Origin of the sequence: Candidatus Borreliella tachyglossi, from assembly GCF_003076595.1 — a bacterium.
GTDB lineage: Bacteria > Spirochaetota > Spirochaetia > Borreliales > Borreliaceae > Borrelia > Borrelia tachyglossi.
Genome location: NZ_CP025786.1, coordinates 24,074 through 40,688, shown reverse-complemented (window position 1 = coordinate 40,688; position 16,615 = coordinate 24,074). Strand labels below are relative to the sequence as shown.

Below are 16,615 nucleotides of genomic sequence, written 5' to 3'. Positions count from 1 at the left end.
CTTATCGGTGCGTCTTTAACTCCCGATCCCAGTACAATTTAGTGGTTATTTTAAAATGAAATCTAAATGGAGAATAACAAATATTCTGGAGTTAGATAAATTTTAAAACCAATAACTTTTATTATATTAAAATTATTTAAATATAATAAAAGTTATTAAATGATAAGTGTTTTACAAAATATATTTTTTTTGATATAGTTAATTTATGATATTTAAAAAAGTAGTTAACAGATTTGCGCGTGTACTAGGTTCTGAGGGTCATATAAATCCTATGGAACTTTACAAGTATTCAATATTTTTTAGGAATTATATAGAAAATTCAGTGGAGGATGCTTTAAGGCCTGGTATTTATTTAGAATATTTGGGAGTGGGTTTTAATGTTGATTTGAGACTTTTAGGTTTGGAGTTATCAGACGCACTTCTTGAGGCTATGATAAGTTATAGGTTTAATGGGGCTGGGTATATTTTAATTAAGCCTAAATCTTTAGACGAAGATTTAAGTAGAGGTGTTAATGATGAATTACCAGTGGGGTTTAAATATTTAGATTATAGACGCTTAAGAGATGATCGTGATAATGATTGCATTCAGTATTTACGTGATGATGGTGAGAGCATTGTTATACACAAGAGTAGGGTTATTATATATGAGAACTTTGATTATATATTGGGCGCACATGCACCAGTTTATACCCAGAGTTTGCTTTTAGATATATGTCTTTTGGAACAGATATATATAGAGATTGAAAAGAGAATTGAGCAATATAATTTTTTGTTTTACAAGGATGAACAATTAGTGAGTCTTATGGAGTCTTTAAGTTCTGCTAGGAGTCAGGTTACTGGGTTTAAGGGTAGGGGATTATTTGCTACATTTTTTAAGAGCAATGATCGTGAGGATAGCATTGGGGATGGTGTATCAGGTGCTGGGGGTTCTGAGCTTGATCGGACGCTTAGTAGGCTTAGGGATAGTTTAGGAAATGATGGAATATTTTACAGTGCGGATGGTTCTGCACGTTTAGAAGTCATAAAGTATGATCTTACATTTTTAAAGGAAGCATTTGAGCTTATACGAGCAAAAATTGGTGCTGACACTAAAGAACCATTAACTAGAAGTTTTAATGAACAAGTTAAGGGTTTAGGTTCAGACGGCAAGGGAGATCGCAGTAACTATATTGATTTTTTAGGTACGGTTCAAGAATCGGCTGCACTTGCGGTTAATATGAAGCTTAATAAGCATTACAGGCTCAACATGAAGTTTAATGATTTGCTTATCTTAAGCGATGAGCAGAAGCTGGAAAGGGATTTAAAATTACTAGATGCATATTCTAAATATTTAGAACTTATAAAACATAATTCTTTAAGTGGTGATGAGATAGAAACTTTGAGAAGGAAATTAAATTTTTCGTTTTAAGGAGGTTTCGTGAAGGAAGCATCAGAAAAGGCTATAAGGCCTAACATGAATGTTTCACCAAGTGAGCTTAATGGGGAAGCTTTATCAGGTAGGGCGACAACAGGTACTGGTGATGAGATGATTAGTAGGGCTGTTTGGATAACTAGGCTTGCTGATGATCATTTAAGTTCAAGCTATTCTACACAAGAACTTTTACATGCAGGACATGATTTATCTGGGGCTTTAGATATTCAAGCTCGTGAACTTGTAAAGAAATATGTTGCAGAAAAGCAGATACTGGCAGTTGCAGGCACTCTTGATATTGCGAGCTTAAGTCTGGAGGTCAAAAATATACTCTTAAGGCTTGCTAGTGCAAATATTGATTCATGTAAGAACAAAAATAATTCATATAGCTTGATGACTTTTAGTAGAGTTAATGATGTTAGTGGGGAATTAAATTTAAGAAATAAAGATAATTTAATAAATAATTATAAAGATTTAAGACAAGCAATGCTGAATGAGTGGCACAAGATTAAGCAAGAATTTTATACGCTTAAATCTTGATATCTTAGTTTAAAAATTAATTTTGATTTAAAAAATTTTTAGGAGAATATTTTATGCAAGACAAGAATAATCTAGAGACAAGTTTAAATAATTTATTACATCAAAATGATAGCCTTAGAGAAGAGAAGGAGTCTTTAAGGAAAGCCAAAAGTTATGCAGAAGTTTTAGAGAAACTTAAACAAGTTAATTATAACACATATTCATCTGTTTTCGATAAATCGGGTGGACTAGAATCTGCAAATATGTATTTTGCTCACAAAGGTGTGCTTAAGGCTTTTGCATCAGAAAGATTGCAAAATTTCCAAGCTATTAATTTCTGCTATAAATGTGGCGTAAAGCTAGTGATTGAGGAGGGGCTTGAGCCTAGGGTTGCACGCGGAGGGGGTGATGATCTTTATGGGATTTGCGTAGATTATGATGATCTTACTAAGACAGCAACAGTTATCTCAATTGCTAGTAGTTTTGAATGTATTGTGCTTAGTCATAATGATGTTAAATCTGGAGATAGATTAGTTGTTGATGAGTCGGGATTATTTAAAAGTATTAACAGTAAGTCTTCATATATGCATGCAGTGGCCTTAAGTAGTGCTTGTGAGTTTAAGGATAAACCAGGATATTATGGCACAAAAGTAATGCTATTAAGCAAGACTATTGCGAGTGCTAGTTAAATTTAAGGAGATTGATTATGAGTGAAAGTTTATTTAATAACGAAGAATTTGTAAATACAATTAGAGAATCTTTATCTCTTGAGAGGCCGATTCCGGAATATTATCATTTTTTTGATAATGAACAAATAGAGAGTAGTGATGTATCACTTGCTAGCGAGAGAGTTGTAAAGTGGCATTCAAATTTAACAGGTCTTCCAACTCTAAGGGTTAATGATTTTAGTACCGTTGCTACTATTAAATTTAAAAGACAAGTAGTTTTTGTTAATTATTTGCCGTTTCAATACGCATTTACATATTACGCACCTGATGGCAAATTAGATATACAGGCTGTAAATAATATTAATATGAAAGAAGGTCTTAAATATTCTATAGCTGAGATACACAAACTGATTAGTGCTCACTATTTAAGAGGTGGTCTGTGCCTTACAGGTGATGGTAAGCACAAGCGTACTCTTCTTGTTGATGAGGCTAATAGAGAGACTATGTATGGTCTACTTAATCTTCCAGGGCAAATAGATAAGACAATAAAGATCACAAAAGCTGCGGATTTAGTAAAAGCTTGCAATGCAGAGCTAGGTAAAATTAATCTAGAAGATGAGAGAAGTGTGCCTTTTAAAGTTTTAACTACTGCTAAACTTAAAGGGCTATTGCTTGAGAGGTTACCCAATAATAATTATTCATATAAGGATATGTTATTTGATTCTCTTAAGGCAATCAACAATGATGCTGATATTGAACTTGAAACTACGAACTTACTGGACGATGAGATGTTGATTTATCCGAGAAGTTCTAAACTTATAGTTTTAAAAGATGGACATCCACCGGTGCTTAATGCGTATACACAAGTATCAAGTAGTAATTTTAGAACTAGTTTTCTGGATTTCTCTATTGGTAGCATCCTTGCAAGTGAGAATTCAATCCTTAGACTTAAGGTAACTTGGGAATAATAAAAATGAAAAACGAGGTTGAACCTTTAGATTACATATACTCTCGAATATTAGACTTGCTTGTGCTTAAAACAGAGGAGTTTAGTATCAAAGATTTTAATGTGTATTTGGGGTTACTTGAGGATATTTTGCTTAGTTACGACATAGGGCTTAAGGATTTAAATGATGGTAAGGTATTTCTTCTTATTTATTACTTTCTAGGATGTGAGCTTAAGAAGAGAGGTAAGCTTACACATTTTGACTTTAGTAGAGTAAAGTCAGAGAGATTTAATGAGATATCGGTGGAGTATTCCGATTATGTCTTAAGAGATGAAGCACGAGTTAAGGATTTTTGCATTGCCTTTAATGATCTGCTAAGAGAAATTAGTAGGGGCAAAAATAAAGGATTAATAGGAGTAATCTAATGAGTGCGCTTAAAGATATTTATTTAACAGTATCTAACCTTATCAGAAGGTATGAGCAACCTATGTTTTTATTGAAAAAAACCTTAGTTAAAAATAGCGAGAATGCAACTATTTCGACAAAGATTGATCATGATCATTTGACTAAATTTAATGGCATATTCTTACCATTAAACAAAGACGAGACAGTTGAGCTTTTTGGTTCAAAAATATATGTAAACGAGCGTTATGCTAAGGTTTACACTCTAGATGGTCTTAACTTTAGACCAGAAGAGCAAGTATTAGTTGAGAAGTCTTTCCTAGAGATTATGAGTATAAGTGGATATTTCCAAAATGAAATCGGATATACCGTTTTGATGGTTAGAAGACTTTAAGACTTGCAAGCAAGTTAGAATGCAGATGGGAGTTGTAATTATGTTACTGAGTTTATATGAATCTCAAACTTTTCTAATCAAAGTATTACTTAAGTTTAAGGAATACTTAAAGAGGCAATCTTTAAATATAGAGCTTATTAATTCATATAATAGCCTAAATTTAAGTGATTTACCAGAAAATCATTCTGATTTACTTGTTGTAAGGCCAGAAGGGTACGAAGAACTTGTCCCACGAAGCTTAAGGAGTGGAGGGTTTTATGGGAATGTTAATGAATTTAGCTTAAATTTTACTATTTACTTTTTAGGGTTTACTAGAGATTGTTGCTGTGAACTTGCGACTTATTGTAACTTGCATAGTGTTTATGAGCATTTTCTGGAATTTTTACATGAAAGCTCTCATAGGTTTGAATTTTTGCAGCAACTTGAAAACTCGAGTAAGCTATCTATAAATTATTACATAAAAGCAATAAGTAATCTAAATAATGAGGGGATCAAGAATGTGTCAGGTGGACGCAATAGATCATGTATTGGGCTAAGTCAGATTTATAGAGCAAACATACAAGCTGTGGAGATTTAAAATAATTGGATTTAAGTATAATAAATAAAAAATATATTAAAAATTAAATTTAAAAAGGAGATAATATGCCACAAGATACAATTAATGTTAATTTAATTGATAGTGCAGTTAAGCCAAATAGTATTAGTTATTGTAGTCCTTTGCTTATTTACAAAAGCGATGTTTTAAGCGAAGGGCATCTTGTACTAAATACTTCAAGCTTTAAGGCAAGCATTGAAGAACTTCCTAAGGCTAAAGATTTGGTAAGTGAAGATCATCAGAAGGCCAAAATTATCTTGGAGCAGAAAACTTTTCTAGCTACAAGTTGCAGTGATTTTTTTGGTGAAGCGGGTCTAGGATCTTTAAGTTTATATATCTACAAGGACATAAAAAATTTAGTTGCATACTTAGAGAAACATGCACACACCTTTGTAGTATTTGTGGATAAAGTGGAAGAAACGCTTAAGAGTGATTATGAGGCAATTAAGGCTTTGGTTCAATTTAGCGTATTTGCAAGTAAGACTAAAGAGTTACCTGATTTTTTAAAGAAAAAAGTTGCAAGTCAACGAGATGGAATTATTGTTGTATATGTAAATGATGATAATTTGCATCTAAAGTTCATCTCTAAGTATTTGCACCAAGCATCAATTTTCCAGTCTGTTAATCCTTATGGAATCACGCTTAAGGGTAATCCAATCTATGATGCAAATTTAATTAGCGCTTTGCGAAAAGATAATATTAATTTTTATTCACTACTCAATGAGACCGGAAGGGATGGGGTTTTAGCATTAAAAGAAGGGGTTGATTTTGCGGGTAATCCAATTGATGAAGTCTTTACATATTATGTGTTAAAAACGGAAGCAACACGCGAGCTTATTCGTATTTGGAATCGAAACAATAGACAAAACAGCAAGCTTAGTGCGCTTAATATTGAGGACGGGAAACCTAATGCTTACACAGCAGGCCTTGAGTGTTTATTTAAGGAATTCAAAGAAAGAGGATTAATTGTATCTTATGGGGACATTAAACTTAAAATTGTTACAACTAATGGATTAGGCTTAAACCTATCTATTCGAGTTAAATATAATGATAGCTTTAAAAGCGTAGTCTTAAATATTAGTAGTGATGATATTAATGATTATTTAAGAGGGGAGGCAGCTGCACAATGAAGGATTACTACTCACTAGATTTAGTATTTTTTAGCTTTGCAGGTATTCTAATAGATAGAGGAAAAGTTCAATATTCCACATCACCAAATATTATGGCTACTGCAAGCACTGAGGATCGCAATGTGCCAATTCCTAGTTTCAGAGATCCAAGAACTGTTACTCATATATTCAATTTAGAGATTACCAAAGGATCAGCAGATTATAAGGCTTTAACTAAACTTAGTAATGATCAATTTTACTCTGATTCTTCCAAACTAGAAAAACTTAAACCATTAGTTTTCAATGACCAGATGGGACTTAAAATTATTTCCAATAGTGCGTTTTTTTCTGAAGTACCAAGCAGGAGCTATGCAAATGATAGTGAGACTGTTAATTTTGTGATTCATGCGATTAATTGCGAAGTTGAGAGGGTCTAGAATTTGAGGTACAAGCTAAAAATTTTAACTAAATATAAGGCTTATGAGTATACCTTGCGAGATATTCCTATGTATGACTGGGATTCTATTTTAGGATTTGATGTTAGTCAGGAAACTCTAAGGCGTGAGCTTAATAGCTTATCTGTGCTTAAAAGAATTAGTGCTTTGATGGTATCACCTAATTTCTTTGATGAATTTTATGAGATTCTTAGTTCTGATAGAAAACATTCATTTTTATATAAATATTCACTCCCAACAATTCTTTTCGCAGTTCAATACTCTCTTCTAGACAAAATTGAGGGATTAAGAGAGCCTAGTTTAGTTTATATTGAAAGTTTTCAAGATGCTAGTGGGAATTTTATTAAGTATTCTCACATTAATGAGAACTGGAATTATGAAAACTTAATATCAGATAAGCAATAATTTGTATTTTAAAAAATTATTTAAACATAAGGGATAACTAATTATGCATAATGCTACTTTGGATGACTATTTTTCTTACCTGAAATATTTAAGAAGTGAGGCTTGTAAGTATTATTTTCCTGTTTTAATGAAGGTTTGCACCTTCGATGAGGTTAAGCGTTTTAAATACTCTGAGCTTTTAGAGATTAATAAAATTGCTAGTTTTAAACTTAAAAAAGAAATTTATGAAATTTTTTTAAGATCTAGTGTTTAGGAGATTTTGTGCGTTATATTATAGATAAGCTATGGAACAATAAGCCTTTCTTTAACTTAAAGGACGGATTGTTTTCAAGCTATACTCCTTTTATAAGCATTAATTTAAATAAGCATTTTGGCTTAGGGTTTGAGAGCAGTAAGGATTTTTTCAAAGAACAAGTTGCGTCTCTCTTTACTAATATGAGTTCACAAGATGATTTGTTTAGACAGAGTGCTTGGTATGAGGCTTTTTTAGTTGACTTGCCAAGCTTTAATGCTTATGGTCAGAATTTAAAACCTTATGATAATTCTTCTAATGCTTTTTGTAACCAATACTTACAAAATTTAAATGCTGCAGATTTAAGAGGTAGAAGAGAAGTTACAGATGAGGGTTATAAGGAGAAAGAGTTATCTAGATTTAAGTACAATATGCTTTGGGAGTTACTGCCTACACTTACCAGCGAACGTTCATACAATAATTTCGCAGACTTTGTGCTACCTTCTGTTGCTGATCTTAATTGCAAATCCAGTTCTGATTCTAGTTTTAATTCTAATTTAAATTCTGATGTTAGTTTGGGTGTCAATACTGCAGACGAGTTGTTTAGGAGTTTAAGTCTAGATAATCTATATTTACCAGAGCTTGCGAACAAATTTGCTGTTAAATGCCCAGATGTTGATTTCAATCTTGGGGGGGAAATCTTTGAGACTTTAAAGAATAATGATACTGAGAATAAATTTAATGAGCAGCAATTTAATCCGAAATTAAGCATAAACTCCGATCAAAGCAATGGTACTAACTTATTAAGAATTGAAGATGTAACTTACAGTAATGATGAGAGTGCTAAATTAACTGACATGCTTGCGGGTAAGTTTGACACTCAGGTAGACATGAATGATTTTATTTTGCAGACTTGTGGGTTTAAGTCTTTGTTATCTAAGGATAAGGTAAGTGGGGATCAGACACTTTTTGATGCCATTAAACTTGCAAACTACTTAAAGACTAGTGGTCGCTTGAAGAATAATGAGGATGCTGTGTCTGTCGTTTATGAGCTATTCCAGGGGGATGATGAGCGTTTATCTTCTATTATCAATAACTCAACGCGCACAAAGATAAATGGTAATCCTTATAACAATAATTTTGATGATAGTTTAATCCAAGGCTCAGGGTTTAATGCAGGCTTAAATATAAATACAAGCTCAAGAAGCGATTTGCTAAGAAACAAACTTAAGAGTGCACTTTCAAGTTTTAATGACGGAAAACCAAACTTTGGTACTATTGGGCATAAAGACAGCGTAGATAACCTCTCAGCAATAGATTTGGATACAAATATGCAAACACTCTTGACGAAAATTGGTGAGCTTGTAAGTTCTCTTAAAGGATTAAATATTACCGGAAGCATCGTTGAGCCTATTAATACTGCCCTAGATAACATGACGAGTGCTATTGAAAATTTAACAGAACTATTAGATAGAGTAAGCGATTCTACAGGGTTTAAGAATAATATTCATGATTACAGAATGGGCAGCCAGAGTTCACGGATGCCTTAGAGGGAAAATAGTATGCTAGAGAAAACAACACTACTTATTAAGGAAGTAATAAATCAAATCTTAAGCCTCGCTAACGTATCTAATTTTATTGCACTCTTCCCGCGTCCTGATTTTAATGGACTAGGATACCTTCCTCAGGTGTTCTTTGTATTTCCTAAAAGAGGGGCAGTTGAGGAGAATTTAAGTAGCATTAGTAGCGATCGAGCCGTTATTAATATTAGTAGTAGGCGGAGTGAATTTGTTAGTTATAACATTACTGCAAAACCCGAAATCATTACTCTTAATAATGCAATTTTGTCTTCTATTTATGATAGGGTGTTACTTGATCATCTAAGAGTAACTCCCTTTGCCAACAGTGTTTTAGAGTTTAATTCTAATTTTGTCAAGATGCAGTTTAGAGAAAGATTTAAATCGGGCATTTATTATACGATTTACGGTCCCGTGATAGGTCTTCATGAGACGGCTATTATTAGTTCTTTAAAACTTAAAAGTACTCCATTTATCGATGAGCTTGATATTAGTTTACAAATTAAAATAGCAAAGACTTTTAACTTTTTAAGCTATAAAGGTTAAAATACTTGTAGGAGAATATTTATGTTAAAGGTTTTATATGTGTTATTATTATTTGGATTAATTTTAAATCTTAATGCAATCCTTGTTCAACCTTTTAATTTCGAAAATTGGAATTTTAATCAAGATGTTGAGGATGCTTATGAGTTAAGTTATGAGTTTTTAGACGGGACTCTGGTGAAGGTTAATGATTCAAGTAGACATCTAAAGGCTGATCGAATTTTAAGGCGAGTAATAGATCTTGCGAACTACTATGAAAGCCTGCTGACTATAATCAAAGATGATATTTTCTTAAAGGTAGAAAAAGAATTCTTACAAGCGGATAGCCATTATTTAGATGACGATCTTTTTGTTGAGACTGATAATCGATTCAGAGATATAATCGAGGTTCCTATGGACAATCAACTTGCTAAGTATAGGCATAGACTGTTGAATTTTCGCAATAAGAAATTGATTGAAAGTCCAGATTATACCAAAGTATTTATTAATTTACAGATTAGAGAAATTGCGTTTGCGGAAAATTATGTTACTCGTAGACTGGGCATAAGGTTAGAGTCTCCACAAGGCAATGTAGTAAATGCTAGGCATAATGGTGATAGATTAAACAATACCAATGCTAGACCAGGCAGCAATGCCAGACCCAGTGGTGGTGTTAGACCTAATACTAACGCTAGACCTAATACCAATGCTAGACCAGGTAGCAATGCCAGACCCAGTGGCGATATCAGACCTAATACCAGACCCAATACCAATGCCAGACCAGGTAACAGTTCCAGACCTTATGGTAGTGAGAGGTCAAGTAACACCAATGCTAGACCTTACATTAGTAGTGATATCAGACCCAGTGGTGGCAGCAGAGCAGCTATCAATGTTAGATCAAGTAGAGGTGTTGGAGCAACGAGTACCCATGTTAGAGGGATTGGTACACTATGTGTATTTTAAAATAATTAATGTACAAAGAATCTTTTTACTTGATGAGTTTGTAGGGGAGTTTTTATGATATTGTTTCAGTACGACTTTAAAATAGAGTTTTTCACCAATCATGAAAAAATTGTAAGTCGCAAACCCAAAATGGTAATACAGACAAAAGGCGGCGCGCCTCTTGTTAATATTTTAATTGGTAATGAATATCCCTTTGTAAGTGCAATGCAGTGCAAAAAAGCACGTCTGCAATTATTTAACATGCCCGTAAACTTTAATAAATCTTTAAAAATTGGAGATGTTGTTAAAATATATTATAAAAAGTTTTCTTATGAAAAGTACCCGGCTTATAAGTTTGTTATGGCTGGATATTTGGGTGCACCCATTGATTTTGATTTTGAAAATGGTGATTTTATTTGTGAGTATGATGTTTACCTGTTATCTCGAGAGACTTTTTTAAACCAAAAACTTACTGTTAGAAATTTTCAAGGGCAATCTTTAGAGCAAGCAATAAAAGCTGTATTTAAAGATAAGGCCGTTATTAATATTGGCAGAGAGGATAAGGGGCGCATAATAGATGAAAGGTTTTATGCAGAGACTTTGAAAGAATTTGTAGAAAAGCTTATAGGTAAATATGTGCATTCAGTATTTGTTGATATTGGGAATTTCTCAGATGGGGTTGATACTAGATTTGTTTTTGTTAATTTTAATGGTTTAAGCTCACTAGAAAGAGTATACAAAAATTTGGATGATTTTGCACTTTTATTTATTCCTCAAAAAGAAGTAAGGGTTGTAGATAAATATACTTTCAATTTTTGGAATGCAACAATTCTTTTTACAGACAAGATTAAGGTAGGGGATGGTGTTCAGTTTATGAATCGATATGGCGAGATTGTGAAGGCTGTCGTGCAGGAAACAGGTGCTAGTTTAAGCAATATAGGTGATTGCACACTTAAATTAAAGCTTTATGACGAATCTAATGTAGTAAGGTAGGTGGCGTAGGTATGAGTCAAAATTATGAGGTTTGCAGAAGTTTGGGTAGCCTAAGTAGCGATTCATTGGTATTAGAAGATGCTAAAAAATATTTGCGTGAGAATTTATTTATTTGTCGGATTGGCATTGTTAAGGAGTTTGATTCTGAGAAGCAAGAAGGCATTGTTGAAATCCCGAAGTATGATGGATTGCGTATTGTAAGTCGTAATATTTCAAATTTAAGACTCAAACTTAAAGAGGGCGATCAAGTTATATTGCTTCAAAGTAGCATTAATATTTTCAATGAAGCGGATAATAATTATTTTGATAAACATCATTTTTATATCCTAAATGCTGTAACTCCCGAGTGTGCGGGTATTAAAATAGATAAGTTTAGCATAACTTCCAAAGAATTTGGTGTTAAGACTGATAAGTTAAACTTAAATGCCGAAAATGTTAGTCTTGAGGGCAAGAGTGTGAAAGCTGAGGCGCAATCTTTAATCATTGAGGCGGATAGCATTAACTTTAAAGGAAAAGTATATATTAATGGTAAATTATTCGAAAGTCATACACATGGCGCTGGTAGCATAACTTATGTAAATGCTGTTGGTTCTCCTACTATTGCAACAGGTACTACCTCAGGTGTTTTGTAGTGTTTTAAAATTTCATTAAAGCGAACTCTTCATTTGTTAAGTGAAAATCCCATAATATTAATGGGGGTTTGTGCAGTATATTTGCTTATTATGTAGGAGGGTTACATTGAGGTATGTAAATATAATAAGTATTTTAGTAATAATGATGCTTTTTATAAGTTGTAAGCAATATGATGCTGGGAGAGATAAAGCATTGAAAGTTGGAGGTGCAGGAATTGAGCAGATAGATGGTGATGTTGAGGCAGCACTTGGGGATTTTACAAAGCTAGTAGATGAGGTTTTAGGTAAACCGGCAGATGTAAACACGAAGAAGAGTGATATTTCTGGATTTTTTAAAAAATTAGGAGAAGGACTTGATCAAGCTATTGCGGTAACAGATATAGAAGCAACTAAGAAGTCCTTAGAAGACTTAAAGGGTAGCTTAAATTCTTTATCAAAGGCAACTGATGGGGGAGATGGAAAGGTAGGTGAAGTACAAATACAAAATGTTGGATTAGGTCAGGGAGCAAATCCGGCAGCAACAAAAGAAGGTCTTAAAGGCTTAAAGACAATAGCTACAGCAGCAGGAATAATACCAGATGCAGGCGATGTAGCAGTAGGCAGTGACAATGTAGTCGGAGCAAAAGCATTGGCGGAAGCAGGGGATGCTGGTGTGGCAGATACAGAAAAAACGTTAGCAATACTAGGATCTGTAACAGAGGAACAGATCCTAGCTTCCATAATAGTGACAGGTGAGAATGATGTACCGGCAGTTGCAATGGGCGGAGCAGTAAATTTGCAAGGAGCATCTTCAGCAGATGCAGCAACAACAGCGGTACAGTTTGCAGTGGTTGGAGTATCAAGAGACTCAGTACATGGAAACCCTAATGTCGAGATAGAAGCTAAAGTAAAAGATGCAAAAGCAGCATCTGTAGCAGGAGGGATAGCGTTGCGTTCTTTGATCCAAGGAGGCAAGCTATCATCAGCAGAATCAGCTGAAGAAGCGGTACAAAAAGTAGGAGTAGAGGCAGCAAATAAATTGCTGGTAGCAATAAAAGATGCAATAAAGACTTCAATCACAAAGATACTTGCAGATGCAAAGACAGCGGTTTAGGAACAATAGCAAACATTACGATAATAATCTAAAGATAAAAAGTATTAGAGAAGCAATAAAGAAGTTATTGTCTTCTCTTTGAATTTAAATAGTCACTAGAAAATCTTCTTGAGTAGAATGTAGAATAATATAGTATAAAGTGTACTTAATATTAATTGATATTTAGGTTATAATTAATTAACCTTCTTAGTTTAATATTAGTATTGATATACTTGAGAGTGATTTTGTAAAGTATTTATGTGTGATATAATTCTTTGTGTAATTTCTCTTGGGGGTAAGAAGAGTTGTTGCACCTCTTTTTGGTGGTAGCATTATGGGTTTGGGGAAAACTCAAGAGGTTTCCTGAAGCGAGTTATTTAAGAAGAAATTGCCCTTATATATTAGATTTTAGAGGTAAAGGTTATGCGGTTTAAACCAATTTTATTGACTGTTTCTGGGGTATTAGCTATTATAATTTTGACTACTGTCTTAAACATTCTATTTTTTAAAATAATACTTAGTGATATAAAAGTAGACATGTATGAGAAGAGTATGGATGTGCAAATTGGTAGCATTGCTACTATAAAAATTGGCAAAGATAATGGTAGTTTCCATGTATTAACTGATTCAGGTTTATTTGGCATTTTAAAGGGTTATACTGGAAGTGTGTATTTTAAGGACAAGGATCCTAACGTTGTTATCAGTCATAGTAAGATTACATCTAGAGCACATTCAAGTTTTCTAAATTATGGAAGTTTTGTTATTGAAGATAAATCAAAGGATGTTAAGATTGTTCAGAGGGAAGATGTAATCATAGTGCAGTATGAGAGTGGCGGTATGAGTGTGGTTAAGATAAAGGGTAACAGTCAGAAGCAAGCTTTTATAATTGAAGATGGTGCGTATTCAAGTGGAGAAATGGATATACTAAGCGATACAGAGAAGGTAGAGGGGAAGAAACAGGTATTGCAGGCGAGAAACACGGCTTTGCGCGCACAACATAATTTGGGAAAAGAGGATCTGATATTAGAAATACTAAGGGGTAGGGACAACATAAAGGTTATTAACTACTATTATGCTTATCCGGTTTGATATTATATTGTATTAATAAATGAATTAAAAATCATTTTAATTTTCAATATTATACTTTTTGTTTTAAAAAATCATTTTTAAGGGTTTCTATATTTTAATTTGTGTGTTTAAGATAATAAATTCACAGTTAATTTCATAGGAGGTTAGAGATGTGCTTGAGCGTGATTTTGTTATCAATATTAATGATTTCTGTCATGTCTTGCATATTATTACCTAATGAGGGGCTTAGTAATGCATGGATTCTTGATGCTAATTGTGGGTATAATAGCGATAATCGAGTTTGGAACTATTATTATTACCACAATAAGAAGCGGGATCAATGGGATAAGCGGGCGACAGTAATCATTAGTCATACGAATATTAAGCCTAAAGCTACTACTCTTTTTAGAGATTATGGAACCTTTACTATTAGCGATGAATCAGATGATATCAAGATTACTCAAAGTGTCGATACAATATTACTACAGTATAAAAGTGGTCAGAGTAGCATCCAGATAAAGAATAGTGATGCTAAGCGGGCGTTTATCATTGAAAATGGTGCGTATTCAAGTGGAGAGCTACGTGTAATGAGTGCTGTGGGTAGGGTAGACGACAAAATACGGATATTTCATGCAAGAGATATAGCTTTGCGAATGCACCATAACTTGAAAAAAGAAGATCTAATCTTAGAAATACTAAGGGGTAGGGACAATATAAAGGTTATTAACTACTATTATGCTTATCCAGATTAATGGAGATCTAATTTGAGAAATATTAAATGGCATTGATATTATAGTTATTAATTATTATTTAATTTAAGTTGATATACGGGAACATAAGAGTTTTGAGACTATCTAATTTCTCCTTTACCTTTAGCTCAACCTCTGTGTTCTCTGTTTTAAGTAGCCATTATTTCAGTTTTTTATCTTTTGCATATTACCTTGAATTTCATTAATGCCATCAATGTCCCGAGCTAGTGCTGGATGAGAGGGTCCTGAAACCTTCAGACATCAAGAATTTGTTTTATCAGTTGTCCTGTTTTCTTATCATTTTTTAATCTTTGTATTCTATATAATCTATCATCTATTAATAATAAAACCATCATTTTTAATATTCTGATTAATCTCCTCCTATTATTAAAAGTTAATGTTTCAAATGTGCAAACATGTATTATTTAAAAATAATAATTATAAAGATATCGCAGTTTTATAGGTTGAAAGGAGTAATAATTAATATTATTTGATCTTAACATCGAAATTTTATATTATTTAAATAATCTCTGTTTTAAATATTTGTGGGGGTATGATAGTACGATTGAGCATAGGAGGATGGTATGCTAGTTAAAGGAGATGCAAAAAGAAGTGATTTCAAATTTAACATATTAAGAGAATCGATAAGTAATCTTGAATTTTTTATTCATAATATTTTTTTAATTATGTTAGCATTATTTTTGCTAGGTTTTAATATAGTACATGCTTATTATGGGCTTGCAAGTTATATTGGTAGCAATCGTTCTGATATATATTTTTTACTACCATTTACAATATCTATGATATTAATTCCAATTTTAACGTTATTATATTTTGGATCATTCTTGCGTACCCGTGGAGACCGGTTACGAGATAATGGTTCAAATTTTATTATTGTCTTGGGACAAATGTTAATGCCTATATTTATTTTCATGGTACTCTTAACGCATGTTTTAAGCTCATGGGCTAGTTTTGAGAGCTTCTTTCATATGATATTTAATAATACTATTATTGAGATTAAAGATCGTTATCATGAGACGGAGATAAACACTAGAGAATTATTAAATTTGCGAAAAAATGGAATCAAAAGTGAGATATTCCTTATTGATTTAAAGATTGAGGGTAATAGGCAGAGAATAGAACTTGCTAGGGGTCAATACTTAGGTTTGGATCAGAGACAAACTCATAAACAAAAATTAATCGATGAGATTAATGCTGCACATTTAGAGAATAAGAATTTAGAGGAATTGCAGAATAAATGCTTTAATGATTTAGAAAATTTAAATATGGAACTTGCTAGGTTATCTGCATTAAGAGTTGCTAATAATGATAAACTTAAGGGTATAAGTGTTCTTACTGGGATGTCTGATGTTGTTAGACGCGATGGGTTTTATCAAATATTTTTTGTTTATTTATTACTATTTCTATCCGTTTGTTTGAATATATCCTTAAGTATGCTGTTCTTTAGGATAAGTGGTGCCTACGGGCAGTTTCATAGGCAAGAATTTGGTAGGGATAAAAAAAATCGCAGAATTGATTTAACAGAAATACCCGAGAGGTTTTGTGATTTATTGGAGTTTGTTATTAAAAATTTGGGAAAAGATAATCGCACAGTGAAATCAATTGAAGCCTTAAGTAAAGAAGCCAATATATCTTATTATACAATAAGAGAAGATTTAAAAAAATTGATTTATATTGGTTTTATCTTAAAGGAAAAGCAAAGATTTGTGGTTAATGTTGACTTTGTAAGGGAGTTATCAAAAGAGATCTTAAACAATGCTTTTGATAATGCTGAGGTAATGCAGTATAGGAGAGACTTGCGACAAAAATATCCGGCTATTTGTACTTTTGGTTCTACAATTTCAGATTGATGGGGATAGGGCTTGCCTTAAATATTGTCTATCCAAAAAATTTATTTAAAGA

Annotated in this window: 20 protein-coding genes; all 20 read left to right on the top strand. The window is 32.8% G+C overall.

The annotated features are described in order from the left end of the window. Positions 1-205 precede the first annotated feature (205 nt). The 20 genes from CR532_RS04665 to CR532_RS04570 all read left to right on the top strand — a co-directional run bounded on the left by CR532_RS04665 (position 206) and on the right by CR532_RS04570 (position 16,563). Positions 206-1,408 carry an anti-CBASS protein Acb1 family protein gene (locus tag CR532_RS04665; RefSeq protein WP_108729686.1) on the top strand — a complete coding sequence of 401 codons (1,203 nt, stop codon included), beginning with the start codon at positions 206-208 and terminating at the stop codon, positions 1,406-1,408. Positions 1,409-1,417: 9 nt separating this feature from the next. Next, positions 1,418-1,951, top strand: coding sequence for a DUF1357 family protein (locus CR532_RS04660; protein WP_234416442.1), 534 nt, complete (start codon positions 1,418-1,420; stop codon positions 1,949-1,951). A 53-nt stretch (positions 1,952-2,004) separates the two neighbouring features. Next, a complete protein-coding gene (locus CR532_RS04655; protein ID WP_108729685.1) occupies positions 2,005-2,619 on the top strand; it encodes a DUF228 domain-containing protein in 615 nt (204 codons plus the stop codon). 17 nt (positions 2,620-2,636) lie between these two features. Next, entirely contained in the window at positions 2,637-3,566 is a 930-nt protein-coding gene (locus CR532_RS04650; protein WP_108729684.1) for a hypothetical protein, read from the top strand. Between the two features lie 5 nt (positions 3,567-3,571). Continuing rightward, the gene (locus tag CR532_RS04645) at positions 3,572-3,970 is read left to right on the top strand and encodes a DUF3890 domain-containing protein (protein WP_108729683.1); all 399 of its coding nucleotides are present in this window, start codon (positions 3,572-3,574) and stop codon (positions 3,968-3,970) included. After that, complete coding sequence (locus tag CR532_RS04640; protein ID WP_108729682.1) at positions 3,970-4,341, top strand: DUF1506 family protein; 372 nt, start codon at positions 3,970-3,972, stop codon at positions 4,339-4,341. Before CR532_RS04645 ends, CR532_RS04640 begins: the two co-directional genes overlap by 1 nt. A 40-nt stretch (positions 4,342-4,381) precedes the next feature. Further along, a complete protein-coding gene (locus CR532_RS04635; RefSeq protein ID WP_108729681.1) occupies positions 4,382-4,918 on the top strand; it encodes a DUF764 family protein in 537 nt (178 codons plus the stop codon). 65 nt (positions 4,919-4,983) lie between these two features. Then, entirely contained in the window at positions 4,984-6,066 is a 1,083-nt protein-coding gene (locus tag CR532_RS04630) for a DUF787 family protein (RefSeq protein ID WP_108729680.1), read from the top strand. After that, on the top strand, positions 6,063-6,482 hold the full coding sequence (locus CR532_RS04625; protein ID WP_108729679.1) for a DUF1463 family protein: 420 nt from the start codon (positions 6,063-6,065) through the stop codon (positions 6,480-6,482). Before CR532_RS04630 ends, CR532_RS04625 begins: the two co-directional genes overlap by 4 nt. A gap of 3 nt (positions 6,483-6,485) precedes the next feature. Further along, entirely contained in the window at positions 6,486-6,905 is a 420-nt protein-coding gene (locus tag CR532_RS04620; RefSeq protein ID WP_108729678.1) for a DUF1473 family protein, read from the top strand. A 43-nt stretch (positions 6,906-6,948) separates the two neighbouring features. Further along, a complete protein-coding gene (locus CR532_RS04615) occupies positions 6,949-7,158 on the top strand; it encodes a DUF1322 family protein (RefSeq protein WP_108729677.1) in 210 nt (69 codons plus the stop codon). Positions 7,159-7,166: 8 nt separating this feature from the next. Beyond that, complete coding sequence (locus tag CR532_RS04610; protein ID WP_108729676.1) at positions 7,167-8,687, top strand: hypothetical protein; 1,521 nt, start codon at positions 7,167-7,169, stop codon at positions 8,685-8,687. A gap of 12 nt (positions 8,688-8,699) precedes the next feature. Continuing rightward, complete coding sequence (locus CR532_RS04605) at positions 8,700-9,260, top strand: DUF792 family protein (protein WP_108729675.1); 561 nt, start codon at positions 8,700-8,702, stop codon at positions 9,258-9,260. Between the two features lie 21 nt (positions 9,261-9,281). After that, positions 9,282-10,199, top strand: coding sequence for a hypothetical protein (locus CR532_RS04600; protein WP_108729674.1), 918 nt, complete (start codon positions 9,282-9,284; stop codon positions 10,197-10,199). A gap of 54 nt (positions 10,200-10,253) precedes the next feature. Continuing rightward, the gene (locus CR532_RS04595; protein WP_108729673.1) at positions 10,254-11,171 is read left to right on the top strand and encodes a DUF693 family protein; all 918 of its coding nucleotides are present in this window, start codon (positions 10,254-10,256) and stop codon (positions 11,169-11,171) included. A gap of 11 nt (positions 11,172-11,182) precedes the next feature. Further along, positions 11,183-11,803: a DUF777 family protein gene (locus CR532_RS04590; RefSeq protein ID WP_108729672.1), complete on the top strand. Its 621-nt coding sequence runs from the start codon at positions 11,183-11,185 to the stop codon at positions 11,801-11,803. 106 nt (positions 11,804-11,909) lie between these two features. Continuing rightward, positions 11,910-12,896, top strand: coding sequence for a variable large family protein (locus tag CR532_RS04585; protein ID WP_108729671.1), 987 nt, complete (start codon positions 11,910-11,912; stop codon positions 12,894-12,896). A 402-nt stretch (positions 12,897-13,298) separates the two neighbouring features. Next, entirely contained in the window at positions 13,299-13,964 is a 666-nt protein-coding gene (locus tag CR532_RS04580) for a hypothetical protein (RefSeq protein ID WP_108729670.1), read from the top strand. 155 nt (positions 13,965-14,119) lie between these two features. Next, on the top strand, positions 14,120-14,695 hold the full coding sequence (locus tag CR532_RS04575) for a hypothetical protein (protein ID WP_159076634.1): 576 nt from the start codon (positions 14,120-14,122) through the stop codon (positions 14,693-14,695). Positions 14,696-15,276: 581 nt separating this feature from the next. Beyond that, entirely contained in the window at positions 15,277-16,563 is a 1,287-nt protein-coding gene (locus CR532_RS04570; protein WP_108729668.1) for a replication/maintenance protein RepL, read from the top strand. The last annotated feature ends 52 nt before the right edge of the window (positions 16,564-16,615 follow it).